Source organism: Streptomyces sp. NPDC002176, assembly GCF_044903645.1.
Lineage (GTDB): Bacteria > Actinomycetota > Actinomycetes > Streptomycetales > Streptomycetaceae > Streptomyces.
On the sequence record NZ_JBJDQW010000002.1, the window covers coordinates 138,946 to 164,662 of the forward strand.

21 protein-coding genes are annotated in these 25,717 nt (G+C 70.9%); 7 read left to right on the top strand and 14 right to left on the bottom strand.

The features are described 5' to 3' along the window. The first annotated feature begins 286 nt into the window (after positions 1-286). Entirely contained in the window at positions 287-1,120 is an 834-nt protein-coding gene (locus ACI2LY_RS08880) for a methyltransferase domain-containing protein (RefSeq protein WP_404706598.1), read from the top strand. Positions 1,121-1,176: 56 nt separating this feature from the next. Here ACI2LY_RS08880 and ffh read toward each other — a convergent pair whose 3' ends face one another. The 5 genes from ffh to ACI2LY_RS08905 all read right to left on the bottom strand — a co-directional run bounded on the left by ffh (position 1,177) and on the right by ACI2LY_RS08905 (position 8,953). Next, positions 1,177-2,727, bottom strand: coding sequence for a signal recognition particle protein (ffh, locus tag ACI2LY_RS08885; RefSeq protein WP_404706599.1), 1,551 nt, complete (start codon positions 2,725-2,727; stop codon positions 1,177-1,179). Positions 2,728-2,947: 220 nt separating this feature from the next. Next, positions 2,948-5,413 carry a [protein-PII] uridylyltransferase gene (locus ACI2LY_RS08890; RefSeq protein ID WP_404706600.1) on the bottom strand — a complete coding sequence of 822 codons (2,466 nt, stop codon included), beginning with the start codon at positions 5,411-5,413 and terminating at the stop codon, positions 2,948-2,950. A gap of 26 nt (positions 5,414-5,439) precedes the next feature. Then, positions 5,440-5,778 carry a P-II family nitrogen regulator gene (locus ACI2LY_RS08895; protein ID WP_031181810.1) on the bottom strand — a complete coding sequence of 113 codons (339 nt, stop codon included), beginning with the start codon at positions 5,776-5,778 and terminating at the stop codon, positions 5,440-5,442. Continuing rightward, the gene (locus ACI2LY_RS08900) at positions 5,775-7,115 is read right to left on the bottom strand and encodes an ammonium transporter (RefSeq protein ID WP_404706601.1); all 1,341 of its coding nucleotides are present in this window, start codon (positions 7,113-7,115) and stop codon (positions 5,775-5,777) included. The genes ACI2LY_RS08895 and ACI2LY_RS08900 overlap by 4 nt, the downstream gene beginning before the upstream one ends. Before the next feature lie 359 nt (positions 7,116-7,474). Continuing rightward, positions 7,475-8,953 (bottom strand): hypothetical protein, encoded by a 1,479-nt coding sequence (locus ACI2LY_RS08905; protein WP_404706602.1) that lies wholly within the window; start codon positions 8,951-8,953, stop codon positions 7,475-7,477. Positions 8,954-9,412: 459 nt separating this feature from the next. On the opposite strand from ACI2LY_RS08905, the gene ACI2LY_RS08910 reads away from it, so the two are divergent. After that, positions 9,413-10,075 (top strand): bifunctional DNA primase/polymerase, encoded by a 663-nt coding sequence (locus ACI2LY_RS08910; RefSeq protein WP_388994878.1) that lies wholly within the window; start codon positions 9,413-9,415, stop codon positions 10,073-10,075. An 84-nt stretch (positions 10,076-10,159) separates the two neighbouring features. On the opposite strand, the gene ftsY is transcribed toward ACI2LY_RS08910, so the two are convergent. Further along, complete coding sequence (gene ftsY, locus ACI2LY_RS08915; protein WP_388994881.1) at positions 10,160-11,365, bottom strand: signal recognition particle-docking protein FtsY; 1,206 nt, start codon at positions 11,363-11,365, stop codon at positions 10,160-10,162. A gap of 180 nt (positions 11,366-11,545) precedes the next feature. Between ftsY and ACI2LY_RS08920 the strand changes: the two genes are divergently transcribed. Continuing rightward, positions 11,546-12,997, top strand: coding sequence for a cytosine permease (locus tag ACI2LY_RS08920; protein WP_404706603.1), 1,452 nt, complete (start codon positions 11,546-11,548; stop codon positions 12,995-12,997). A gap of 94 nt (positions 12,998-13,091) precedes the next feature. After that, positions 13,092-13,355: a lysine transporter LysE gene (locus ACI2LY_RS08925; protein ID WP_404706604.1), complete on the top strand. Its 264-nt coding sequence runs from the start codon at positions 13,092-13,094 to the stop codon at positions 13,353-13,355. Positions 13,356-13,471: 116 nt separating this feature from the next. Here ACI2LY_RS08925 and ACI2LY_RS08930 read toward each other — a convergent pair whose 3' ends face one another. The 4 genes from ACI2LY_RS08930 to ACI2LY_RS08945 form a co-directional block, all read right to left on the bottom strand. After that, positions 13,472-14,890, bottom strand: coding sequence for a sugar porter family MFS transporter (locus tag ACI2LY_RS08930; RefSeq protein ID WP_404706605.1), 1,419 nt, complete (start codon positions 14,888-14,890; stop codon positions 13,472-13,474). A 226-nt stretch (positions 14,891-15,116) separates the two neighbouring features. After that, on the bottom strand, positions 15,117-18,863 hold the full coding sequence (locus tag ACI2LY_RS08935; protein WP_404706606.1) for an AAA family ATPase: 3,747 nt from the start codon (positions 18,861-18,863) through the stop codon (positions 15,117-15,119). 256 nt (positions 18,864-19,119) lie between these two features. Then, positions 19,120-19,323 (bottom strand): hypothetical protein, encoded by a 204-nt coding sequence (locus tag ACI2LY_RS08940; protein WP_388994898.1) that lies wholly within the window; start codon positions 19,321-19,323, stop codon positions 19,120-19,122. 370 nt (positions 19,324-19,693) lie between these two features. Then, complete coding sequence (locus ACI2LY_RS08945; RefSeq protein ID WP_393595980.1) at positions 19,694-19,975, bottom strand: acylphosphatase; 282 nt, start codon at positions 19,973-19,975, stop codon at positions 19,694-19,696. A gap of 184 nt (positions 19,976-20,159) precedes the next feature. Between ACI2LY_RS08945 and ACI2LY_RS08950 the strand changes: the two genes are divergently transcribed. After that, positions 20,160-21,194, top strand: a complete 1,035-nt coding sequence (locus ACI2LY_RS08950; protein ID WP_404706607.1) for a CAP domain-containing protein — start codon at positions 20,160-20,162, stop codon at positions 21,192-21,194. Between the two features lie 340 nt (positions 21,195-21,534). Here ACI2LY_RS08950 and ACI2LY_RS08955 read toward each other — a convergent pair whose 3' ends face one another. After that, positions 21,535-22,170 (bottom strand): tyrosine-type recombinase/integrase, encoded by a 636-nt coding sequence (locus tag ACI2LY_RS08955; RefSeq protein WP_404706608.1) that lies wholly within the window; start codon positions 22,168-22,170, stop codon positions 21,535-21,537. Between the two features lie 104 nt (positions 22,171-22,274). Further along, a complete protein-coding gene (locus ACI2LY_RS08960; protein WP_404706609.1) occupies positions 22,275-22,784 on the bottom strand; it encodes a GNAT family N-acetyltransferase in 510 nt (169 codons plus the stop codon). A 528-nt stretch (positions 22,785-23,312) separates the two neighbouring features. On the opposite strand from ACI2LY_RS08960, the gene ACI2LY_RS08965 reads away from it, so the two are divergent. Both ACI2LY_RS08965 and ACI2LY_RS08970 read left to right on the top strand, forming a co-directional pair. Further along, entirely contained in the window at positions 23,313-23,450 is a 138-nt protein-coding gene (locus tag ACI2LY_RS08965) for a hypothetical protein (protein WP_404706610.1), read from the top strand. Between the two features lie 85 nt (positions 23,451-23,535). Continuing rightward, complete coding sequence (locus ACI2LY_RS08970) at positions 23,536-23,937, top strand: winged helix-turn-helix transcriptional regulator (RefSeq protein WP_404706611.1); 402 nt, start codon at positions 23,536-23,538, stop codon at positions 23,935-23,937. Here ACI2LY_RS08970 and mutM read toward each other — a convergent pair. Continuing rightward, complete coding sequence (mutM, locus tag ACI2LY_RS08975) at positions 23,910-24,770, bottom strand: bifunctional DNA-formamidopyrimidine glycosylase/DNA-(apurinic or apyrimidinic site) lyase (protein ID WP_404706612.1); 861 nt, start codon at positions 24,768-24,770, stop codon at positions 23,910-23,912. The two genes, ACI2LY_RS08970 and mutM, sit on opposite strands and share 28 nt — an antisense overlap. 90 nt (positions 24,771-24,860) lie before the next feature. Continuing rightward, positions 24,861-25,712 (bottom strand): ribonuclease III, encoded by an 852-nt coding sequence (gene rnc, locus ACI2LY_RS08980; protein WP_404706613.1) that lies wholly within the window; start codon positions 25,710-25,712, stop codon positions 24,861-24,863. Positions 25,713-25,717: the final 5 nt, after the last annotated feature.

Genomic DNA, 25,717 nt, shown 5'->3' on the forward strand with positions numbered 1-25,717 from the left:
GCGTAGCCACACGTACGGTTCCCGGCGCCCCCGGGGCTACTGACACCGCCGCAGCCGCACGTTACCGGGTGCGCCCGAGCGCCCTCGCACCCGGTGGTGCGCTCCGGATTGCGGGGGCGTGAATTCGAGCCACACGCGCCATCCGGTGGCAAGCCGGGCCCCACGACCACTGGACGACTCGGCGAGCCGGGAGTTACCTGGCATACGTGGAAAGTGCGCACGCACGGCACACGGGGGCCACACACCGGGCACAGCGACGGACAGCCGGCGGATTGGGGCGCTACCTATGACACCTACGCTCGTGCGGGAGCACCTGGCCCACGCGGGTTCCGCACCACCCCGCGTGAACCCCCGCAAACGCGCGCGCGACTGGTCGGAGATCCAGGAGCGGATGCTTCTCCCGCTCCACGAGACCGTCCACGAGCGCCTCGAAGTGGGACCGGGCACCCGACTGCTGGGCCTCGGCTGCGGCTCCGGGCTCGCCCTGCTGCTGGCGGCCGCCAAGGGCGCGACCGTCACCGGCGTCGACTCCCGCCCCGAACACCTCGCCCTCGCCCGCGAACGCCTGGACCCGGACGGCCCCCTGGACGCCCGGCTGGTCCAGACGGACTCCCCCGCGGACGCGGCCGACGACGACACACCCTCGTACACCCTCGTGACCGCCTACGAGACGGTCGGCGCCCTCGACGACTCCGACGGCCTCGGGGACACCCTCGCCGCCGCGCTGCCGCTGGCCGCGCGCGGGGCCGCCGTGGTGCTGGCCGGATGGGGCCCGCCGGAACGGTGCGCCACCTCCACCGTGCTGCGGGTGGCCGCCAAGCTCGCCGAGCCGCGGCACGGCTGGCGTCCGGCCCGGCGCGACGACCTGGAGGAGGTCGCGCTGCGCGCCGGGCTCAAGCCGGACGGCTCCGGCCGGGTGGCCTGCCCGTTCGGCTACGCCGACACCGACAGCGCGGTGCGCGGCCTGGTGTCGACCGGGCTGTTCGACGCGGCGATCGCGGCGACGGACCGCAAGCAGGTCGGCAAGGAACTGACCGAGTCCCTGCACCCCTACCGGCGCCCGGACGGGACGGTCTGGATGCCGAACGTCTTCCGCTACCTGATCGCCCGCGTGCCGTAGACGCGCGAGGGCGCCCCCTCATCGAGAAGGGGCGCCCTCGGCACGTACGGGACTGCTCAGCCCATGAACTTCTTGAACTCGTCGGGGAGTTCGAAGTCCTGGCTGCCCTGCTGGGGCAGACCGAGCGCGTTGCCGCCCTTGGCGGCGGCCTCGCGGCGCTGGGCCTCCTCCAGCTCCTGCTGCTGGCGCTTCATCGGGTTGCCCGAACGCTGCTTGCCCTTGGCCTTCTTCGGCTGCTTCTTGGTGCGGCCGGGGCCGCCGCCCATGCCCGGCATCCCCGGCATGCCCGGCATCCCGCCGCCCTGGGCCATGCGGGACATCATCTTCCGCGCCTCGAAGAACCGCTCCACCAGGCTCTTGACCGCGCTGACCTCGACACCGGAACCCTTGGCGATACGGGCGCGGCGGGAGCCGTTGATGATGTTCGGGTCGGTGCGCTCGGCCGGGGTCATCGACTTGATGATGGCGGCCGTGCGGTCCACGTCCCGCTCGTCGATGTTGTTGATCTGGTCCTTGATCTGGCCCATGCCCGGGAGCATGCCGAGCAGCTTGCTGATGCTGCCCATCTTCCTGACCTGCTCCATCTGGGACAGGAAGTCGTCCAGGGTGAAGTCCTGGCCCTTCTTCGACGCCAGCTTCGAGGCCATCTTCTCGGCCTCTTCCTGACTGAACGTCTTCTCCGCCTGCTCGATCAGGGTGAGCAGGTCACCCATGTCGAGAATGCGGGAGGCCATCCGGTCGGGGTGGAACGCGTCGAACTCGTCCAGCTTCTCGCCGTTGGACGCGAACATGATCGGCTTGCCGGTGATCTGCCGGATCGACAGGGCGGCACCACCACGGGCGTCACCGTCGAGCTTGGAGAGCACCACGCCGTCGAAGCCGACGCCGTCGCGGAACGCCTCGGCGGTGTTGACCGCGTCCTGGCCGATCATGGCGTCGACGACGAAGAGGATCTCGTCCGGGGAGACGGCGTCGCGGATGTCCGCGGCCTGCGCCATCATCTCCTGGTCGATGCCCAGGCGGCCTGCGGTGTCCACGATCACGATGTCGTGGACCTTGGCCTTGGCGAACTCGATGGAGTCCTTGGCGACCTTGACCGGGTCGCCCACGCCGTTGCCCGGCTCGGGCGCGTACACCGCGACACCGGCGCGCTCGGCGACGACGCTGAGCTGGTTGACGGCGTTGGGGCGCTGGAGGTCACAGGCGACGAGCAGCGGGGAGTGGCCCTGCTCCTTCAGCCAGCGGCCGAGCTTGCCCGCGAGCGTGGTCTTACCGGCACCCTGGAGACCGGCCAGCATGATCACGGTCGGCGGCTGCTTGGCGAAGCGCAGTCGGCGGGTCTCGCCGCCGAGGATCGTCACGAGCTCCTCGTTGACGATCTTGAGGACCTGCTGGGCCGGGTTCAGGGCCCGCGAGACCTCGGCGCCGAGCGCGCGCTCCTTGACGTTCTTGATGAACGACCGGACGACAGGCAGAGCCACGTCCGCTTCGAGGAGCGCGATGCGGATCTCGCGGGCCGTGGCGTCGACATCCGCTTCGGTGAGCCGACCTTTGCCCCGCAGGGTCTTGAAGGTAGTCGCCAAGCGGTCGGAGAGGGTATCGAACACGGCGCTCGTCGGTCCTCAGGTAGGGGGCATGGTGGATCGCCCTCCAGAGTATCGGGCTCCGCAAGCGAATCGCCCCTCGCCGGTGCGGAGACCGGCGAGGGACGGAAAACCCCGCGTCTGCGGGGACTACGTGAGCACACTGGGTGCGAAGGCGGTGGACGCCGGATCACCCCCGCCGCTGCGGGGACCACAGCCGTGCAACGACCCCATCCCCCGAAGGTCACGCGCGCAATGCTTCCTCCAGCGCCTTCGCCATGGAGGTGGCCTCTTCAGTCGGCACAGGGAGCCCGGCGCCGGTCGTGACGTAGAAGGCATCCACAGCATTGGAGCCCAGCGTCGACGCGTGGGCACTCCGTACCCGCAACCCGGTCTTCTCCAGCGCCGAGCCGATGCGGAACAGCAGGCCGGGGGCGTCCTGGGCGCGGACCTCGATGACCGTGGCGTGGCGGGAGGCGGCTGGGGCGACGGTGACGCGTGGGGGTGGGGCGGTGCGGCCGCGGCGGCGGGGGTAGGCGGCGTCGCGTTCGGCGAGGCGGCTGGTGATGTCCAGGGTGCCGTCGAGGGCGCGGACGAGGTCGGCGCGGAGGCGGGTGGCCTGCGGGAGGGAGCCGTACTCGGCGGCGACGCGCCAGTCGAGCAGCAGGACGGAGCCGTCGTCGTCCACATCGTCGGGCAGGCGGAGGGTGCGCAGTCCGCCGGTACGGACGGTGAGCCGGTGCAGGGCGAGGACTCCGGCGAGGGCGGGCAGGACGCCGGGCTGGTCGGGTACGGCGATGACCAGCTCGACGCCGAGCGGCTCGCCGGTCTCCTCAGACTCTTCCGGTGGGGCGGGTTCGGCCTGGGCGCGCAGGGTGAGGACGGGGCCGCCGGTGCGGTGGGCCTCGATGGCGAGGCGTTCCTGTTCGGCGGTGGGCGCGGCGGTCTCGGGCTCGGTGTCGGGGTGCTCACCGGCGAGCAGGGCGGCCACGCGGCGGACGAGGTCGGTGACGAGGGAGCCGCGCCAGGTGGACCAGGCGGCGGGGCCGGTGGCGAGGGCGTCGGCCTCGGTGAGGGCGTGCAGGAGTTCCAGGGTGCTCTGGCTGCCGACGGCGTCGGCGACGGCGCGGACGGTGGCGGGGTCGTCGAGGTCGCGGCGGGTGGCGGTCTCGACGAGCAGCAGGTGGTGCCGGACGAGGGTGGAGAGGACGGTGACGTCGGTGCGGTCGAAGCCGAGGCGGGCGGCGACGTCGCGGGCGATGATCTCACCGGCCACCGAGTGGTCGCCGGGCCAGCCCTTGCCGATGTCGTGCAGGAGGGCGGCGACGAGGAGGAGGTCGGGGCGGCTGACGCGGCGGGTGAGGGCGGAGGCGCGGACGGCGGTCTCGATGAGGTGCCGGTCGACGGTCCAGAGGTGGACGGCGTTGCGCTGGGGGCGGCAGCGGACGCGTTCCCAGTCCGGGAGCAGGCGGCTGATCAGGCCCTCGGCCTCCAGTGCCTCCCATACGTCGACGGTGGGACGGCCGGAGCCGAGCAGGGTGATGAGCTGTTCGCGGGCCTCGGCGGGCCAGGGGGTGGGCAGGGGGCGTGCGGTGGCGGCCATGCGCCGTACGGCGTGCGGGGAGAGCGGGAGGGCGGCCTGTGCGGCGGCGGCCGCGGCGCGCAGGGGGAGGACGGGGTCGCGTTCGGGCCGTGCGGTGCGGGCGAGGACGGCCTCCCCGTCCTGCTCGACGACGCCTTCGGCGAGCGGGGTGCGCTCGGTGACCGGCTTCCCCCCGCCGAGCATGGCGCGCAGCCGGGGTCGTACAGCACGCGCCCGCAACACGCGGCCGACCTCGCGCCAGGTGACGTCTCCGGCGTACGAGATCACGCGGGCGGACTCGTAGACCTGGCGGAGCAGGGTGTCGGCGTCGAGGAGGCCGAGTTCGGCGGCGACCTGGTCCTGTTCCTGGAGGGCGAGGCGGTCGGTGGCGCGGCCGGTGACGAGGTGGAGGGCGTCGCGGGCGTCGAGGAGGCGGCGGCGGGCGTCGGCGAGGCCCTCGCGGGGTGCGTCGGCGAGCCAGGAGGCGGCGACGGCTCGTAGTGCGGTGGCGTCGCGGAGTCCGCCTCGGGCTTCCTTGAGGTCGGGTTCGAGGAGGAAGCGGAGTTCGCCGTGGCGTTCGGCGCGTTCGGCGCAGAGTTCCTGGAGTTCGGGGAGGCGTTTGGGGGCCTGGTTGCGCCAGTCGGCGAGGATCGCGGTGCGCAGTCCTGCGGTGAGGCCGAGGTCTCCGGCGAGGTGGCGGGCGTCGAGCAGGCCGAGCTGGACCTTGAGGTCCTCCCCGGCGGTTTTGCGGGCTTCGGCGGGGGTGCGTACGGAGTGGTCGAGGCTGATGCCGAGGTCCCAGACGGGGTACCAGAGCCGGTCGGCGAGGGTGGCGACGGCGGCGGGGTCGCTGCCGTCGTGGAGGAGCAGCAGGTCGAGGTCGCTGCGGGGGGAGAGTTCGCCGCGTCCGTAGCCGCCGACGGCGATCAGGGAGACGCCCTTGAAGGAGGGGCCGGCGGGGGCGGCGGCGGTGAAGAGGCCGGTCAGCCAGTCGTCGGTGAGTCCGGCGAGGGCGGTACGGCGCGGCGGCCCGGACCGCGCCCCCTCGTTGAGGAGGTGCAGCCGGGCCGCCGCGTAGCCGCTGGGTCCCGTGTCGTCGGTCTCTTTACGGTCGTCCGTGCGCGTCACCCAGCGACTCCTGTCTTTTCCTCGTGTCAGAGCGCGTCCGGGCCGCGTTCGCCGGTGCGGACACGGACAGCGGTCTCGACCGGCAGGGACCAGACCTTGCCGTCCCCGATCTTGCCGGTGCGGGCGGCCTTCACGATGACGTCGATCAGCTGTTCGGCGTCCTCGTCCTCGGCCAGCACCTCGATGCGGATCTTGGGGACGAGGTCGACGGTGTACTCGGCGCCACGGTAGACCTCGGTGTGCCCGCGCTGGCGGCCGTAGCCGCTGGCCTCGGTGACGGTGAGGCCGTGGACGCCGAACGCCTGGAGGGCTTCCTTGATCTCGTCGAGCCGGTGCGGCTTGACGACCGCCGTGATGAGCCTCATGCGTCCACCTTCTTGGTCTTCGTGGCGGCCGCTGCCTGGGCCGTGGTGCTGCCGACGACCCCGCCGCCGGTGCCGCTGAAGTCGTACGCGGTCTCGGCGTGCTGGGACTGGTCGATGCCGGAGACCTCTTCTTCCTCGGGGACCCGCATGCCGATGGTCTTGTCGAGGAGGAAGGCGAGGACGGCGGAGGCCAGCAGGGAGTAGGCGAGGACGGCGAAGACGCCTGCGCACTGCTTCCAGAGCTGGTCGAAGGTGTGGTCGCCGTAGAAGACGCCGGCCGCGTCGGACTGGCCCTTGCCGGTGGCGAAGAAGCCGATGAGCAGGGAGCCGACGATGCCGCCGACCATGTGGACGCCGACGACGTCGAGGGAGTCGTCGTAGCCGAACCTGAACTTCAGGCCGACGGCGGCGGCGCAGGCGACACCGGCGATGGCGCCGACGGCGATCGCGCCGAGCGGGGAGACGGCGCCGCCGGACGGGGTGATGGCGACGAGTCCGGCGACGGCGCCGGAGGCGGCGCCGAGGGTGGTGCAGGCGCCGTGGCGGATCTTCTCGTAGGCGAGCCAGGCGAGCATGGCGGCGGCGGTGGCGACCTGGGTGTTGACGAACATCAGGGCGCCCACGCCGTCGTCGTTGCCCAGCCAGGAACCGGCGTTGAAGCCGAACCAGCCGAACCACAGCAGTCCGGCGCCGAGCATGACCAGCGGGAGGCTGTGCGGGCGCATCGGGTCCTTCTTGAAGCCGACGCGCTTGCCGATGACCAGGATGACGCCGAGGGCGGCGGCACCGGCGTTGATGTGGACGGCGGTGCCGCCCGCGAAGTCGATCACGCCGAGTTTGTAGGCCCAGCCGTCGGAGGCCCAGACCCAGTGGGCGACCGGGATGTAGACGACCGTGGCCCACAGGGCGACGAACAGGGCCCAGGCCGAGAACTTGACCCGGTCGGCGAGGGCTCCGCTGATCAGGGCGGGGGTGATGATGGCGAACATCATCTGGAAGACCATGAAGACGAACACCGGGATGGTGTAGTCCGGCCAGAGTTCCGTCAGCCCGATGTCGCTCAGTCCGAGCCAGTCGGCGTTCCATCCGATGAAGGCGGACCCCGAGCCGAAGGCCAGGGAGAAGCCGTAGAGCACCCAGAGGAGGGTGACGATGCCGATGCTGATGAAGCTCATCATCAGCATGTTGAGGGTGCTCTTGACGCGGACCATGCCTCCGTAGAAGAAGGCCAGACCCGGCGTCATGAGCAGCACCAGGGCGGAACAGATCAGCATGAAGCCTGTGTTCGCGGAGGACAGTTTGGGTGCCTCCGCGGCAAGCGTGATGGCTGCTGCCATCGGCGTCTCCTCATCGGTTGTACGGCCCCGTGCGGGCGGTGCCTGGGCGGTCCGGTCAAGTGAGGGGTGGGCCGGTTATGCGCCAGAGACTGACGCAGCGTGGTTTCGACCGGGGCCCCTGACTGTTTCGCGGGGGTGACGAAGGCACCTGGCGTGTTACGCGTCCATGAACTGCCCGCTGCCGGGCACACCGGTCGTTATCGTGGCGCAACCGGCGCCGGGGTGGCCGTAGCGACAGGCGGGCGGGGGCATACGTGAACCGGCCGCGTCCGGCCTCTCGATGACCTGGCATGGGGGAGCCGAGTCGGGCAGTTCGGGAGGACCGGCCGCGGCCGGGGAATGTGGGTGGTGCGGGCCGCTCAGCCCGCGTCGGCGCTCTCCGGGAGGTCGACGGCGAGCTGTTCGGTGAGGTCGACGACGACGGAGAGGTCCCCGAAGTCCCGCACGGCCGCGCCGACCGTCTTGCGGATACGGGTGTTGACCCGCTCGGAGCGGACCTTGCGGGCGGTCTCCATGGCCTGGGAGGCGTAGGCGCTGCCCCGCTCGGGTTCGCGCTGGAGGAGGTGCACGGTGGCCATGCCGATCAGGTTGAGCGCGTAGGACCGCTGGTGTTCGCCGTCCTTGGCGAACAGTTCCACGGCGCGCTCCATCAGCGGCTCGGCGAGCGAGGCGTAGGTGGGGCTGCGGCCCGCTACGTAGGCGAGGTCGCGGAAGGAGTGGGAGTTCTCGCCGTACAGCTCGGCCTCGGAGAAGAACCTGATCCAGTCGGGGTCGGGCTCGTCCCAGTCGTCGGCGTCGGCGAAGGTGTCCTCGGCCATGCGGACGGCGCGCTTGCACTTGCCGGGCTGGCCCATGTTGGCGTAGGCGCGGGCCTCCATCGCATACAGCATGGACTGGGCGCGCGGGCTGGCGCAGTCCCGGCTGCCGTACTGCGCGAGGTGGATCAGTTCGAGCGCGTCTTCGGGGCGGCCGAGGTGGATCATCTGGCGGCTCATGCTGGAGAGCACATAGGAGCCGAGTGGCTTGTCCCCGGCTTCTTTGGCGGCGTGCAGGGCGAGGACGAAGTACTTCTGCGCGGTGGGCTGGAGCCCGACGTCGTACGACATCCAGCCGGCCAGTTCGGCGAGTTCGGCGGCGACCTTGAAGAGCTTGCGGGTGGTGGCCTCGGGCTGGGGTTCCTGGAGGAGGTCGGTCACCTCGTGCAGCTGGCCGACGACCGCTTTGCGGCGCAGGCCGCCGCCGCACTGGGCGTCCCACTGGCGGAACATCTTGGTGGTGGCCTCCAGCAGCTCCAGCTCGGGGCGGGAGAGGCGGCCGGGCCTGCGGGGCTCGTGGAGCGGGTCGGGCTCGGGCGGGCCGGACGAGGAGGGGGTGGGGACCAGCCAGCGCTGCATGGGTTCGATGAGCGCGGGGCCCGCCGACAGGCCGAGCGAGGTGCCGAGGAAGCCGCGCCGGGCGAGCATCAGGTCGCTGCGCGAGAACTCGCTCAGCAGGGCGACCGTCTGCGGGCCGGTCCAGGGCAGGTCGACGCCGGAGGCGGAGGGCGACTGGCGGGCGGCGCGCAGGCCGAGGTCCTCGATGGAGACGACGCAGCCGAACCGCTCGGAGAACAGCTCGGAGAGGATGCGCGGGATGGGTTCGCGCGGGTTCTCCCCGTCGAGCCAGCGACGGACCCGCGAGGTGTCGGTGGAGATGTGGTTGGCGCCGAGCTGCCGGGCCCGGCGGTTCACCTGGCGGGCCAGCTCGCCCTTGGACCAGCCGCTGCGCACGAACCACGAGCCGAGCAGCTCGTTGGGGCGCTTGTCAGCGTTCGTCCCGCCACCGCCGTTGCCGCCCACTGGAACGCCCCCATTCCCTGAATCCACCTGTCGCCGGATGCGCCAAGCCCTATCAGAATGCCGGTGGACCGGGCCGCCCGTCCGGTGGTTCTCACCCTTCGAACGAGCTGACGGCTTGCCTCCGGCATACCCATGAGTGCATGTGCCCCCGGGACTCGCACACTCACAGTAATCCCACGATCACCCTTCCAGCCACGGCGATCCTTGAAACGCCACCATTCGCCACCCCTTCGAATGAACTCACGATGACCGCCCCGCGATTCACTTGACACCGGACGAACGACAGTGGGCGGAAGGAAGCGCGCGGGGGCGCGCGAAGCCCCGTTCACCACCGTTCGTGCCGCGATGCGCCGCCTTGTCCCGGTAGAGGTGAGGGAAAGCGAGAGTCGAGGAGTTACGTTCCGCATCCCTCTCGCTCCGTTTCGTAACCACCGGCGCGCTGGACCCGTTGGAGGGGGCATGGGCTTCACGATCGGCGGCATCCGGGAGATCCGCTCCGGCACGCGTCGGCGCGGCCGCACGCCGGAATGCACCACGGCCGCCGAGTTCACCGGCCTGTGGGGCTGGGACGTGGTGCCGGGGGCGCGTGCCTCGGGCGGCGCCTGCTCCTGCGGGCGCGCCGACTGTCCCGCGCCGGGCGCGCATCCGCTGGACTTCGCGCCCCGGGTGCCCGCCGGGGCCACGCTGGACGAGGCGAGCCGGGCGTGGGCCGAGGTGCCGGGCGCGTCGGTGATGCTGCCGGTGGGCCGCGCGTTCGACGTGATCGAGGTGGCGGAGGCCGCGGGGCGCCGGGCGCTGGTGCGGCTGGAGCGGATGGGGCTGCCGCTCGGTCCGGTCGCCGCGACCCCGGAGGGCCGCGCGCACTTCCTGGTCGCTCCCGGCACCGCCGCCGAGCTGCCTCATCTGCTGTACCGCATGGGCTGGGACGACCCCGAGGCGCTGGACCTGCGCGGTCTCGGTCCGGGTGCGTACATCACCGCCCCGCCCTCCGACCGGGGCGGCCTCGGCCCGGTGCGCTGGCTCCGGCCGCCGGTGCTGGACGGGGCGACGCGTCCTCCGGCGGCCCGGCTGCTGCTGGGCACGCTGGCCTATGTGGCGCACCGCTCCGCGGCCCCGGCCTGACAGCTGGCTGTACGGCGAAGCGCCCGTCCCCCGGTTCTGGTGGGGGCGGGCGCTTCGGCGTGGTCGCGGGCGGGGTGGCCGGGTTCAGTCACCGAGGAGCGCGTCGACGAACGCCTCCGGGTCGAACGGCGCCAGGTCGTCGGCGCCCTCACCGAGGCCGATGAGCTTGACGGGGACGCCCAGCTCGTTCTGCACGGCGATGACGATGCCGCCCTTGGCGGTGCCGTCGAGCTTGGTGAGCACGATGCCGGTGATGTCCACGACCTCGGAGAAGACGCGGGCCTGCACCAGGCCGTTCTGGCCGGTGGTGGCGTCCAGGACGAGCAGCACCTCGTCGAGCGGGGCGTGCTTCTCCACGACGCGCTTGACCTTGCCCAGCTCGTCCATGAGGCCGGTCTTGGTGTGCAGGCGTCCGGCTGTGTCGATGAGCACCACGTCGACGCCCATCTCCTTGCCCTCCTTCACCGCGTCGAAGGCGACGGAGGCGGGGTCACCGGCCTCCGGGCCGCGCACGGTGTAGGCGCCGACGCGCTCGCCCCAGGTCTGGAGCTGGTCGGCGGCGGCGGCGCGGAAGGTGTCGGCGGCGCCGAGGACGACGGTGCGGCCGTCGGCGACCAGGACCCGGGCGAGCTTGCCGGTGGTGGTGGTCTTGCCGGTGCCGTTGACGCCGACGACCATCACGATGCCGGGCTTGCGGCTCTCGGGCTCGGTCTTGACCTCGCGGTCCATGTCGGTGCCCACGAGCTTGAGAAGCTCCTCGCGGAGCAGGCCGCGCAGTTCCTCGGGGGTGCGGGTGCCGAGCACCTTGACGCGCGCGCGCAGCCGCTCGACCAGTTCCTGGGTCGGCTGGACGCCGACGTCGGCGGTGAGGAGGGTGTCCTCGATCTCCTCCCAGGTGTCCTCGTCCAGGTGCTCGCGCGACAGCAGCGTGAGCAGGCCCTTGCCCAGGGCGTTCTGGGAGCGGGAGAGACGGGAGCGCAGCCGGATCAGACGTCCGGCGCTGGGCTCCGGGATCTCGATCTCGGGAGCCTTCTCGGCGGCGGGGGGCTCCTCGACGGTGGTGGGGGCGCCACCGCCCGGCAGATCCACCTCGTCGATGGTCCGGCGTTGTTCGTCGCGCGGGGTCTCGGCCTCGTCGCCGACGTGCGGTTCGGCGGGGGGCGCGGTCAGGTCGGGCTTCGACGGCGGGGGCGGCGGCAGCGGCTTCTTGAGCCTGCTGGTGATGAGGAGCCCGCCGAGCGCGCCGAGCACGACCACGGCGATGACTACAGCAAGGATGATGGTTTCCATAACCCGACCAGTATCGGCCATGGTGTATCCGACGAAAGGGCTTCCACGCAGCGGGCATTTCCTCCAGGAGACAAATGCCACAGGGGTGATGGAGTCGGATTAAACTACGATGACCCTTGGCTCCGCTCCGCGCGTCGAGCCCGTCGTCCTCGTCCCCCACCGCTAGGACACTCCCCCTCCATGAGCAAGACGGCCGCGCGCGAGGGCGCGCTGGAAACCCGTGGCATCGAGCCGGTCCCCGATCACGAACGCACCGCGCGCACCCGCGGGCTCTTCCCCACCTGGGTGGGGGCCAACATCAGTGTCCTGCTGCTCACGATGGGCGCGAGCCTGGTCGTGACGTACCACCTGAACTTCTGGCAGGCCCTCGTCGTGGCGGGCGTCGCGCCGCTGGTCTCCTACGGCCTGGTCGGGCTGATCGGCATCGCCGGCAAGCGGGGTGCCGCGCCGGGCATGGCGTTGTCGCGGGCGGTCTTCGGTCAGCGCGGCAATCTGCTGCCCGGTTCGCTGATCTGGGTCGCGCGCTGGGGCTGGGAGACGATCAACGCGGTGACCGGCGCGTACGCCCTGCTCACCATCCTGGACCTCGCGCTGGGCATCAAGGCGAACGGCGTGCTGGACATGGTCACGCTGCTGCTCTTCGTGATCGCCACGTTCGTGATCTCCGGGCTCGGCATCAACGCCGTGCAGAAGTGCAGCAAGTACGCGACGTATCTGTTCGGTGTCTTCTCGGTGCTGGTGCTGGGGTACCTGGCCGTGCACACCGACTGGTCGCGCGTGCTGCACGGGAGCGCGGGGTCGACGGCGTCGCTGATCACCGCCGTCGGCATGATCGCCGCGGGTGGCGTGAGCTGGATTCCGTCCGCGCCGGACTTCACGCGCTATCTGCCGCGTACGGCGTCCTCGCGGGCGATCGTCGGGCAGACCGTCGGCGGGGCGGGCATCGTCGTGCTGCCGCTGGTGCTGATGGGCGCGGTGATGGCGGTGGGCACGCCGGACCTGGCCTCGGCCTCCGACCCGGTCTCCTTCCTCGGCACGATCCTGCCGCTGTGGATCACCGTGCCGTATCTGCTGATCGCGGTGGTCGGCATGCTGCTGATCAACTCGATGTCGATGTACTCGGCCGGTTTCACCGCGCAGACGCTCGGCTTCAAGATCCCGCGCCACTGGGCGGTCTCCGTCAACGCGGTGATCTCGCTGGCGCTGGGCGGTGTGCTGATGCTGGTGGCGTCGAGCTTCATGGGCTCCTTCATCGCCTTCCTGTCGATGCTCGCGGTGGCCTTCTCCGCCTGGACCGGCGTCTTCGGCGCGGACATGCTCCGCCGCAAGGAGTACGACGCCCGCGCCCTGGCCGACACCACGCGCACCAGCGCCTACTGGTACCGGGCGGGCTTCTCCCCCGCGGCGGTCGCCGCCTGGGCGATCGGCCTGGTCTCGGGCCTCCTCTTCACCACCTCCGACTGGTTCACCGGCCCGCTGGCGAAGAACAACCTCATCGGCGAGTACGGCCTGGGCTGGATCGCCGCGATCGTCGTCTCCGCCGCCCTGTACCTGGCCCTCCCGAAGCCCCGGGTCCCCTCCCCGACCCCCGCCCCCGCTCCGGCCGAGGAGCAGATCCCGGCGACGGTCTGACCCGCCGCCCCCACCCCGAAGGCCCCCTCCGCGGAGGGGGCCTTCGTGTACCTAGGTCTGGCGGGGGGTCGCCGTCTCCAGGCACGATCCGCTCATGGCCGACGGCTCCCACCGCACCGTCGCCCGGCGGTGGCCTCGGGGGTTCGGTCCGGGCCGGGTTCGTGGTGAGATGCTTGTCCTCGGCCTGGCCGGTGCCCTGCGGCAGTTGCTCTCCGACGGAATCTGGGGACTGACCGCCTCCACCGCACGCGCCTGGCTCAGCCGCTTTCCCCACCGCACGGCCCTGATCAGCGCCACCGGCGTCCTGACCATGATCAGCCTCGGTGCGGCGGTCGCCGTCACCGGCCGGGCCGACTAGGGCCAGAGGACACAACACCGCCCCCACCCCCGGCAGTGGCCGGGATGGGGGCGGTGGAGGTGCGAGGAGAGGGGCAGCGGGGACTTGGCCCTTCTCCTCGGGCTCGGGGGGGGCGGCTAGCCCATTTCCTCCAGGGTCTTGCCCTTCGTCTCCTTGACGAACTTCAGGACGAAGGGGATGGAGAGCGCGGCGAAGATCGTGTAGATCACGTACGTGCCGGAGAGGTTCCAGTCGGCCAGCGACGGGAAGCTCGCGGTGATGGCCCAGTTGGCGATCCACTGCGCGGACGCGGCGACACCGAGGGCGGCGGCGCGAATGCGGTTCGGGAACATCTCGCCGAGGAAGACCCAGACCACCACGCCCCAGGAGAGGGCGAAGAAGAGGACGAAGATGTGCGCGGCGACGAGGGCGACCCAGCCCTGCGTGGCGGGCAGCTTGCCGTCGACCAGGTGGTACGAGAACGCCCAGGCTTCCAGCGCGAGACCGATGACCATGCCGACCGAGCCGATGAGGGCCAGCGGCTTACGGCCGACCCGGTCCACGAAGATCATGGCGATCACGGTGCCGATGATGTTGATGATCGACGTCGTGAAGGAGTACAGGAAGGAGTCCGTCGGGTCGACACCGACCGACTGCCACAGCGTCGAGGAGTAGTAGAACGCGACGTTGATGCCGACGAACTGCTGGAAGACCGAGAGGCCGATACCGACCCAGACGATCGGCTTGAAGAAGAAGCTGCCGCCGAGCAGGTCCTTGAAGGACGACTTGTGCTCGGACTTCATCGCGTGCTCGATCTCGTTCACGCGGGCGTCGAGGTCGACGCCCTTGCCCTCGACCTCGGCCAGGATCTCGCGGGCGCGCTCACGGCGGCCGACGGAGAGCAGGAAGCGCGGGGACTCGGGGATGGCGAAGGAGAGCAGGCCGTAGAGGACGGCCGGGATCACCATGACGCCCAGCATGACCTGCCAGACCTCGAGGCCCATCAGCTTGCCGCGCTGGTCGCCGCCCGCGGCGTTCAGCAGGCCCCAGTTGACGAGCTGGGAGATGGCGATGCCGATGACGATCGCGGCCTGCTGGAAGGAGCCGAGTCGGCCGCGGTACGCGGGCGGGGCCACCTCGGCGATGTAGGCCGGGCCGATGACCGAGGCCATACCGATGGCGAAACCACCGACGATGCGCCAGAAGGCGAGGTCCCACAGCGCGAACGGAAGGGCGGAGCCCACGGCGCTGATGGTGAAGAGCACGGCGGCGATCTGCATGCAGCGGATACGGCCGATCCGGTCGGCTATGCGGCCGGCCGTGGCGGCGCCGATGGCGCAGCCGATCAGTGCGATGGCGATGACCTGGGCCAGCGCGGCGGAACCCACGTCATAACGGTCGCGGATGGCCTCGACGGCGCCGTTGATCACGGAGCTGTCGTAGCCGAACAGGAAGCCGCCCATCGCGGCCGCGGCCGCGATGAAGATGACGTGCCCGAGATGTTCGGGATGAGCCGACCGGGCTCCTGGCTGGGGTGCCTGCGCTGTGCTGGTCACGTGTAACTCCTCGGGCCACGGCAACGCTGCCGGGTGGGGGCGAGCCCTTCCAGGTTCCAGTGGCGCACAACTTGGCGCCACTTACACCTGAAGGTAAAAGCAACGTTGCAGAGACTATGCCTTCAAGTTTCGAAGTCAATACCCAGATGACTGTGACTTAAGAGATAGCGACATGCGGAAGTCGTTCAAGAAGTAAACGCATGCTTAATTGATCTTGGAAGAACGGCTAGCGCAGCCGCTGCGAGATGACCTTCGACACACCGTCGCCCTGCATCGAGACGCCGTACAGCGCGTCCGCGACCTCCATCGTGCGCTTCTGGTGCGTGATCACGAGCAGCTGCGAACTCTCCTGGAGCTCCCGCATGAGCCCGATCAGCCGCTGGAGGTTGGTGTCGTCGAGCGCCGCCTCGACCTCGTCCATGACGTAGAAGGGGCTGGGCCGGGCCTTGAAGATCGACACCAGCATCGCGACGGCCGTCAGCGACCGCTCGCCGCCGGAGAGCAGGCTCAGCCGCTTCACCTTCTTGCCGGGCGGGCGCGCCTCCACGTCCACCCCGGTGGCCAGCATGTCGTCCGGGTCGGTCAGCACGAGCCGCCCCTCACCACCGGGGAAGAGCCGGGCGAAGACGCCCTCGAACTCGCGGGCGGTGTCCCGGAACGCCTCGGCGAAGACCTGCTGGACCCGCTCATCGACCTCCTTCACCACCTTCAGCAGATCGACCCGCGTCTTCTTCAGGTCCTCCAGTTGCTCACTGAGGAACTTGTGCCGCTCTTCCAGCGCCGCAAACTCCTCCAGCGCGAGCGGATTGACCTTGCCGAGCTGCTGATAGGCACGCTCGGCCGCCTTCAGCCGCTTCTCCTGCTCCGCGCGATGGAAGGGACGGGGCTGGTTACGGGGATGCTCGGGGTCCTCCGGCAGCTCCTCGCCGTCCGCCGGGAGCGAGGGCGGCACCGGCTGCAGCGGACCGTACTCGGCCACGAGACCCTCCGGCTCGACCCCGAGTTCGTCCAGCGCCCTGGCCTCCAACTGCTCGATCCGCAGCCGCTTCTCCGCGCCGAGCACCTCGCCCCGGTGCACCGAGTCCGTCAACTTGTCCAGTTCCGCCTTGAGTTCACGCCCCGCACCGCGCGCGTCGGCCAACTCCCGCTCTTGAGCCGCCTTGGCGGCCTCCGCGGCGTCACGCTCGCCCTGGGAGCGGCCGAGGGACACCTCGATGTGCGCCAGCAGCTGCCGGGCGCCGTCCGCGACCGCCCCGGCGACGGCCGCCTCGTGGCGCAGCAGGGCCCGCCGCCGCTCCGCACGCGCGCGTGCCTCGCGCTCCGCGCGGGCGGCCCGGTCCAGCGAGTCGGCCCGCCCGGCGAGCCCCTTCACCCGCTCCTCGTGCGTACGCACCTGGAGGCGGGCCTCCATCTCGGTCTGCCGCGCGTTGGCGCCGTCGGCGGAGAGCCGGTCGCGTACGGAGGTGTCGGGCTCCTCCTCGGCGGGCATCTCCTCGGCCGTGGCCAGCCGCTCGGCCAGTTCCTCCGCCTCGGCGACGGCCCGCTCCAGCGCCTCCTGGGCGCGGGCCGTGGCCGCGGCCGACCGCTCGGCCTCGCCCGCGGCGCCGCGCGCCTGCCCGGCGAGGCGGCCGAGCTGCTGGGCCACCGTCGACTTCTCCCGGTCGGCGGCCCGCCGCCGCTCCCCCACGTCCTCCACGAGCGCGGCGGCCTCCGCGCGCACCCCGGCCGCGGTCTCCTGCGCCCGCGCCAGTTCCCCGCACCGCACGGCCAGCTCCGCCAGCTCGGCGGCGGCCTCGTCCACGGCGGCCCGCACCTCCAGCAGACTGGGCACCCCGGCCGAGCCCCCTTCCGCGAAGTGCGCCCCGAGCAGATCCCCCTCTCCGGTCACCGCGACCAGCTCGGGCCGCGCGTGGACCAGCGCCTCCGCCTCCTCCAGCGTCCCCACCACGACGATCCCCCGCAGCAACCGCCGCACGGCGGACATCAGCTCGACGGGCCCGCGTACGAGATCGGCGGCGAAGGGGTGCCCTCCGGGGGCTGGGGCGGGGGTACGGCCGCCGCCACGAGGCCCGGTCGTCCGGGTGTCGGCGGAGCCACCTCCGGCGTCAGCCTGGGCGGAGAGCGGAGTCGTGTCCCGCCGCCGCTCCCCCGGCGAACCGGGCCCGTCACCGGCCTGATCAGGGTCGGCGCAGGCCGAAGCCCCGTCCGGCCACCGCTCACCTCCGGTACCCGGCACCCAGGTGGAGCGCTCCTCTTCCGGGCCCCCCGCCACCAGCAGCGACGCCCGGCCCGCCTCCTCTTTCTGGAGGTGGCGGATCGCCTCGAGCGCGGCGGTGGGGGAGGTGACGGCGAGGGCGTTCGCGGCTGCTCCGAAGGCGGTGGCGAGGGCGGTCTCGTGGCCGGGGGTGACGGTGAGGAGTTCGGCGGCGGGGCCGAGGACGCCGGTGAGGCGGGCGTCCAGCAGGGCGCCGGTGCCGTCCTTGCGGCGCAGGCCGAGGGCGAGGGCATCGTGGCGGGCGCGCAGGGCGGCCCGTTCGCGTTCGGCTCCGGTGACGGCCTCGCGGGCGGCGCCGAGCGCGGCCTCCGCCTCGGTGAGCCGCAGCCTGGCCGACGCGTGCCGGTCGGCGAGATCGGCGTCGTCCGCGTCGAGCCCGTCGACCTCGGCCTTCAGCGTCTCGTACTCCTCCTGGGCGTGGACCGCGCGCTCCTGGGCCTCGTCGCGGCCCGCGGTCAGCCGGTCGATCTCGGCCTGGGCGGAGGCGGCGCGGGAGCGGGCGGCGCCCACCTTCCCGGACAGCCGGGCCAGGCCCTCGCGGCGGTCGGCGATGGCCCGCGCGACGTCCTTCAGGCGCCGTTCCTCGGCGGTGAGCGCGCGTTCGAGTTCGGCGCGGTGGGCGACCGTGTCCTCCAGGGCGTGCCGGGCCGCTTCCAGGGCGGCTTCCAGCTCGGCCTCCTGTTCCCGGACGCGGGCGGCCTCGCGTTCGAGGTCCTCGGGGTCGCGGCCGCGCCGTTCCTCGGGGGGTGCGGAGGTGGCGCTGCGGACGCGGGCCTCGGCCAGCGACACGGTGCCGCGTACGCGTTCGGCCAGCTGGGACAGGTCGTAGAAGGTCTGCTGGGCGCGCTGGAGGCGGGGGGTGAGCCGTCGTACCTCGTCCTCGATGGCGGTCTCGCGCTGGAGGGCCTGGCTCAGTGCGCGTTCGGCGGTGTCCTTGCGTTCCTTCAGGGCGGCCTCGTCGGCGATCTCGGCGCCGAGCGCCTGGCGGAGCGTGACGAGGTCGTCGGCGAGGAGGCGGAGGCGGGCGTCGCGCAGGTCGGCCTGGATGACGGCGGCGCGGCGGGCCACGGCGGCCTGGCGGCCGAGCGGCTTGAGCTGACGGCGGAGTTCGTCGGTGAGGTCCTGCACGCGCGCGAGGTTGGCCTTCATCGCGTCGAGCTTCCGCAGCGCCTTCTCCTTGCGCTTGCGGTGCTTGAGGACGCCCGCGGCCTCCTCGATGAAGGCGCGGCGGCCCAGGGGATCGGCGTGCAGGACGGAGTCCAGCCGGCCCTGGCCGACGATGACGTGCATCTCGCGGCCGATGCCGGAGTCGGACAGCAGTTCCTGGATGTCCAGCAGGCGGCAGGTGTCGCCGTTGATCTGGTACTCGCTGCCGCCGTTGCGGAACATGGTCCGCGTGATGGTGACCTCGGCGTACTCGATGGGCAGCGCGCGGTCGGAGTTGTCGATGGTGAGGGACACCTCGGCGCGGCCCAGCGGCGGGCGGCCGGTGGTCCCGGCGAAGATGACGTCCTCCATCTTGCCGCCGCGCAGCGACTTGGCGCCCTGCTCGCCCATGACCCAGCTGAGCGCGTCCACGACGTTGGACTTGCCGGAGCCGTTCGGACCGACGACGCAGGTGATGCCCGGCTCGAAGCGGAGCGTGGTCGCCGAGGCGAACGACTTGAAGCCGCGGAGGGTCAGGGCCTTGAGATGCACACAGCCGGACTTTACCGGGCAGGTGCTATCTCACTCCACGAACACTCGCAACCCCACGGTTTCGCCCATGTACCCGAAGGGCACACCATTTGTTGAAGGGGCTGAAAGGATGCGCGGGGGAAAGAACTGAGGGACGCCGAAGCGTCCCTGAGGACTCGGACGGACGGGCTTCGCCGTCCGGTCTACTTGAAGCGATGGCCACGGAAGCGGTTGATTCGGGCGGGCCCGACCGCTGCGACTGCTGGCGACGCGGCGATCAGGTGAGCGCAGGCTCCGCCTGGTGTGCGTCGATGCTCTCCATGATCCTGTCCTGAGAAGCGGCAGCCGTCAGCGCGTCGTTCTCCGTCTGGATTCGAGTGAGCTCGGATTCCAGATCCTGTACACGCTGCTGGAGCCGTCGCATCTCGGCGAGGAGTCGCGGGTCGGAGCCGCCGACGTAACCGAGAAGCGCCTTTGCCATGATGGATGGTCCTCCACACTGAGTGACCGACCGATGCGGTTGGGTCGTGAGGGATTCGCACCCGGCATGCCTGGCACACGCTGATGTTGCACTGCCGTTCGCCATGCCAAACAGCCAAGATGCGCGGGGCTTTCAGCGTCTCACCAAAAAGTTTGACGGTCAACACGATCACACCCCGTATTGGGGGGCGCACCCGCGGCGCGCGGCCGGTGGACGGCGGCGCTGCTGCTTCTGCGGGGCCCTCGGGGCGTGACGATCAGCTGTACCTCGGGAGCCTGCCACGCCGAGCCGTTCTTGGCAACCACCAGCCTGTTTCCCCTCCGGACCCCCCTCGCGCGGGGGTCCGGAGGGGGGTCCGGGCGAGGTCGGATCAGCGGATGGCGAAGCCGTCGTATCCGCCGCGCGGTGTGTCCCAGATCTCGGTGACGCCGTCGACGCGGCCGGGCGTGTCGGCGCCCTGGAGCCAGTCGAGCAGCCCTTCGCAGCCCGCGCGGGGCCCCTCGGCGACCACTTGGACCCGTCCGTCGGCCAGATTGAGAGCAAAACCACTCAGCCCGCCGATCTCCAGCGCCCTGGCACGCGTGAACCAGCGGAAACCCACTCCCTGGACCCGTCCGCGTACCCAGGCGACCAGGCGTACTTCCTCACTCATGGCTGCAACCTAACCGCCGGATGTCCCGCGAGGCACACCCTGCCCCAGTGGCATGCGGTACCGTCCCGGTCCAATGACTCTCATCTGAAACTCACTCGATCGAGTGAGTGAGTTGGATCGGCCGGGGGGAATCCGCCGCAACCCGGCGTCGGCCGATCGCGAGAACGAGGAATGGGGCAGGGGCATGGGACGCCATCGACGATCCGGCACAGGGAGCACGGGGCCGGAGTCGTACGAACCCAGGGGTGCGGCGTCGTACCAGCGGCCGCAGGCGTACGCCGGGACCACCACCCGCAGCGCGGACTATCTGTACGCCACCGACGACGAGCGCCGGGCCCTGGAGAACGACTTCGCGGCCAGGGTCGGCACCCGGCAGCGCGGTCACCGGCGCGCCAGGAAGGCCGCCACCCCCGTACGTACGGGTCTGCTGGGTGTCTCCGCCGCCGTCGCCCTCGGTACGGCGGCCGTGGCCACGGGCGCGGTGCCCGGGCTCCAGAACTACCGGATCGGCGGCACCAGCTCCGGCCCCGGTGAGACGGTGCAGGCGGTGGGCGCCCCCGGCAACGCGGCCAGCGAGCAGGGCGGTTCCACCGGCAGCGCGGACACCCCGAGCACCCCCGGCTCCCCGTCGACGGGCAACCAGCGCACCACGACCCCGGCGGCTCCGGCCCCGTCCGCCCCGGCGTCGGCCCCCACCTCCCAGGCCCCGGCGCCGAAGCCGACCCCGTCCAAGCCGGCCGCCGACCCCGCGCCCGCCCCGAAGCCCAGCGAGTCGCAGACCCCGGCCCCGGCTCCCGAGCCGAAGACGCCCGAGACCTCCGCGCCGGTCACCGTGTCGGCGCAGGCCGTCGCCGAGGCCGAGGTGCTGCGACTGGTCAACGTCGAGCGGGCGAAGGTCGGTTGCACCCCGGTCGCGGCGAACTCCGCGCTCACCGGGCTGGCCGAGGCGTTCAGCTCCGACATGGCCGCGCGTGCCTTCTTCGACCACACCGATCCCGACGGCGCCACCCCCTGGGACCGCGCCGCGAAGGCCGGCATAACGGGCCTCGGCGGCGAGAACATAGCCCGCGGCCAGTCCGACGCCGCCGCGGTGATGGAAGCCTGGATGAACAGCCCCGGCCACCGCGCCAACATCCTCAACTGCGACTTCAAGACCCTCGGCGTCGGGGTCCACCTGGCCCCGGGCGGCCCTTGGTGGACGCAGGACTTCGGGTACTGAGAAAGCCGTAGTTCAGACGCCTAAGCACCGTCCTGGGCCGTCTTTCTCCAGTTCCGCGTGAGCGAACATGCGGTCCACGGCGGCCCGAGTCCGGCTACCGCTCGACGCCATGAGGTGCGTGTACGTCCGCAGCGTGAAGCGGGTCGTGGTGGGCCCTGGTACTCGCCCAGAGCCTTGATGCTCTCACCCGCGTCCAGGAGCACCGAGGCGTAGAAGTGCCGCAGGGCGTGCATTCCGTTGTCCCGGCCCGGCTGGACCCCCGAGGCCCGAAGCGCCGGCCGCCAGACTCGCTCGTTGAAGCGGTTCCGGTCCAGCGCGAGCCCGGCGGTCCCCGTGAAGATCAGCGATGCCGTGACGGGCGGCCCGTCGAGGTTCTTCCAGGGCAGCGTGATCCGCTGGGCCGGGTGGCTGTTGAGCTGACGTGCCAGCGCGAACGCCACCGACTCCGGCCGGGGAACGTCCCGCTCCCTTCCACCCTGGGCGGAGCGAACACCGGTCGGCACAGCCGCAGTAGCTCGACCTGCCGGACAACGTGCAGCAAGCCGCCGAGGAAGTCCACGTCCTCCACGGCCATGCCGAAGAGCTCTCCCTGGCGCAGACCGCACCCGGCAGCCAGGGTGACCATCGCTTGGTAGCGATCTGGCAGCGCGGCCGGGACGTTCTTGACCTGTTCGGCAGACCACGGCCTGACCTTGCGCGGTTCCAGCCTGGGCGCTTGCACCGAACGGGCACTACACGGGTTCACCCGGATGACTCTGTCCTCTACAGCAGCGGTGAACACCGTCGAGACGTGAGCGAAGATCCCGCGCCGGTACCCGGCCGACAGGCCCCGGTCTTCCAACGTCCGCAGCCAAGCCCGGAGGTGCGACGGGGTGAACGAGCCCATCGGTCGCATGCCCAGATACGGAATCGCGTGCAGCCGTAGCCGACTCTCGACGGACTCACGGGTCAGCGGGTACGTGATCTGCGTCGTCATCCACTCCGTGGCGTAATGCTCGAAGGTGACCAGCTCCAGCCCAAAGCCGCTCCGCCGACCTTCTCCGTCTCCGCGCCCAGCCACGGGGGCAAGCGCTCTTACCCTCAAGTCAGATCTCGTCCTGGATCTATGACCCAGTGGTTGGTCTTGAGGACCCGTCCCGCGAAGGTCACAGCAACCTCTGAAAGAAGCCGGAAGCCGACAGAACGGCAAATACCGTTCGAAGCAGCGTTACTCGTTGAGGGGAAGGCATGCAGGAGTCCCCAGCGCTCTTGATCCCGGGCCTGTTCGAGGAGGACGCGGACGGCACGTTTGCCTAGCCCCTGCCCTTGAAATTCAGGCAGGACCATCCAGCCAATCTCGGAAACCGGTCCGTCATCGGTGTCGTGGGACCAAATAGTCACCGTCCCCGCCACCACGTCGGGCCTGGCCAGATCAGGAACGATCATCTTCAGCCACGCAAGGTCGGCCGCCGCCTCCTGAGCATCCCGGCGGACCTTGTCCGCCATCCCCTCAAGCGGCAGGGGACCGCCCAGGTCGGCCATCATGACAGGATCACACCGCATCCGAACGTAGGCATCGACATCGTCCGGTGAGACGTTGCGCAGCTGCACTGGCTCCTCCTCGGTTTACGGGGATGCTCCCACCACCAACGACAGCTAAGTCGCAGATCACGGCGTTGATCGATTACGCGACCGCAGGTCACGATTGCGGCCCTTCACTTCTTCGGCTACTGAGAAAGCCGTCCCGGCCGCAGTCGCTCCACCGCCCGCGTACTCACGTAAAGGCTCTGGATCATCGACGCGGGCGGCGGTACATTGCCGCCATGACTCACCACCGAAAGGGCAATGCCGCGTAGGCGCCCCTCTGCCGTGCGGGACGACCTTCCCGTGCGCCTCCGCAGGCACTACTGCCGTTACGAGTGCCCGCCGATCGACAGGCTGTCCGGCGCGTGCGCAGCCCAGATTCGCAGGCTCGAACACAGGCGCTTCTGGCTGGGCGCCACGGACAGGGCATTCCGGGACTGGGCTCGGCTGGCTCACGGTCCGCTCAGGGCGATCGCCGATCCCCGGAGCTCGGACCGGTGCGGGATTCCGCAGTGTGGCTGCGATCCGGGCTACTCCCGCGATCATCTCGAAGAGATGATCCACGCCCTCCCCAAGAAGTCGGCGCGAGAGCTGCGCAAGCTCGTCCGGGATCTCGACTCCAAGATCCTCCGCCGAGCGAAAGTGATCAGCGCCCCCTCCCCCGACCTCCCGTGGTGGCGGGACCAGCTCTAGACCAGTCTCGAGCAATAAGGGTGAGAGCTAACTCCCGGTTAGTGCAACCTGGCGGTTAGCGTCCTGCTCGCCTACGCTGAGAGGCATGAGCGGGAATATTCAGGAGCGGGTGGGTGAGGGGTTCGAGTTCGATGTGTTCGCCAGGGCCTGTCCCTCACGGGGGACGTTGGAGCATGTCACCGGGCGGTGGGGTGGGCTGGCGTTGGGGGCGTTGTATGAAGGGTCGTTGCGGTTCAATGAGTTGCGGCGGCGGGTGGACGGGGTCAGCGAGAAGATGCTGTCCCAGACGCTCCAGGCGCTGGAGCGGGACGGGCTGGTGCGCCGGGACGCGCAGCCGGTGAACCCGCCCCGCGTGGACTACGAGCTCACCGACCTCGGCCGGAAGGTCGCCGAGCGGCTGCTCGCGCTCATCGACTGCGTGGAGGGCGCCATGGACGAGGTCCTCGCCGCCCGCGCCCGCTACGACGAGACCCGCGGCGCCCGCTGACACTTCGGGCAGAAGTAGCTGGACCGGTTCATCCAGGGGCGCCGCAGCATCGGCGTACCGCAGCGGCGGCAGGGCAGGCCCTCGCGGCCGTAGGCGTCCAGGGAGCGGTCGAAGTAGCCGGACTCTCCGTTGACGTTGACGTAGAGGCTGTCGAAGCTGGTGCCGCCGACGTCGAGGGCCGCGTTCATCACGTCCCGTACGTGGCCGAGGAGTTCGGCGGTGACCGGGCGGGTGAAGGTGGCCGTGGGGCGCTCGTAGTGCAGGCGGGAGCGCCAGAGCGCCTCGTCCGCGTAGATGTTGCCGACGCCGCTGATCAGCGACTGGTCCAGCAGTGCGCGCTTGATCGTGGTCCGCTTGCGGCGCAGCGCCTGGTGGAAGACCTCGTCGTCGAAGACCGGGTCCAGCGGGTCGCGGGCGATGTGCGCGATCACGTCGGGCAGGCCCTCGGCGGTGTTGTCGTGCAGCGACAGACCGCCGAAGGTGCGCTGGTCCACGAAGCGCAGCTCGGTGCCCAGGTCGTCGGCGAACCGGACCCGTACCCGCAGATGCTTCTCGTCCGGCGTCGCGTGCGGCTGCACCAGCAGCTGGCCGCTCATGCCGAGGTGGGCGAGGACGGACTGCCCGGTGTCCGCGAGCGGCAGCCACAGATACTTGCCGCGTCGGCTGGGCGTACCGAACCGGTGCCCCGTCAGCCGGTGCGCGAAGTCGTCCGCCCCCGCCAGGTGCCGCCGCACCGCGCGCGGATGCAGCACCTCGGCCTCGGCGACGGTCCGCCCCTCGACCCATCGCTCCAGCCCTCGCCGGACGACCTCGACCTCGGGCAACTCGGGCATCGACAACCCCCTGTGGAAAACCGTGAACCGGGTGGAAGAACCGAGCGCCCGCCTCCGTCGGACGGGGGCGGGCGCTCGGGATGTGCTGGGTCAGGCGGTGGCGGACGACGGTGCGTCGTCCTTGACGGCCTCGGCGTCGCCGGACTCGCCGGTCGCCTTGGCACGCTCGTCCGCGGCGGCCTTGATGGCCCGCCAGGCGGACTCGGCGGCCTGCTGCTCCGCCTCCTTCTTGCTGCGGCCGGTGCCGGTGCCGTACGAGACGCCCCCGACGCGGGCAGCAGCAGTGAAAGTCTTCTCGTGGTCAGGACCGGTCTCCGTGACCAGGTACTCGGGCACGCCGAGCCCCTCGATCGCGGTCAGCTCCTGGAGACTGGTCTTCCAGTCCAGGCCGGCTCCGAGGTTGGAGGACCTGTCGATCAGCGGGTCGAAGAGCCGGTGAACCAGCTCGGACGCCGCGTCGAGGCCCTGATCGAGATAGACCGCGCCGATCACCGCTTCCAGGGTGTCAGCGAGGATGGATGCCTTGTCCCGGCCGCCCGTGCCCTCTTCACCACGGCCGAGCCGGATGAAGGAACCCAGGTCGAGGCCACGGCCGACCTCCGCCAGCGCACGCGAGTTGACCACCGCGGCCCGCAACTTGGCCAGCTGGCCTTCGGGCAGGTCGGGGTGGATGCGGTACAGCGTGTCCGTGACGACGAGACCGAGCACGGAGTCCCCGAGGAACTCCAGCCGCTCGTTCGTCGGCAGACCGCCGTTCTCGTACGCGTAGGAACGGTGGGTCAGCGCACGCACCAGAAGGGCGGACTCGACGTGGTAGCCGAGCCGCCCTTCCAGAAGCGTGTGGGACGAGGCCATATTGTCCGCCGGGGCACTCGCACGTCGGCGAGGGCTGTTCATTCCGGCGTCTTCCGCCTTCTTGGCAGTGGACACAGTGCCTCTCACCAGCC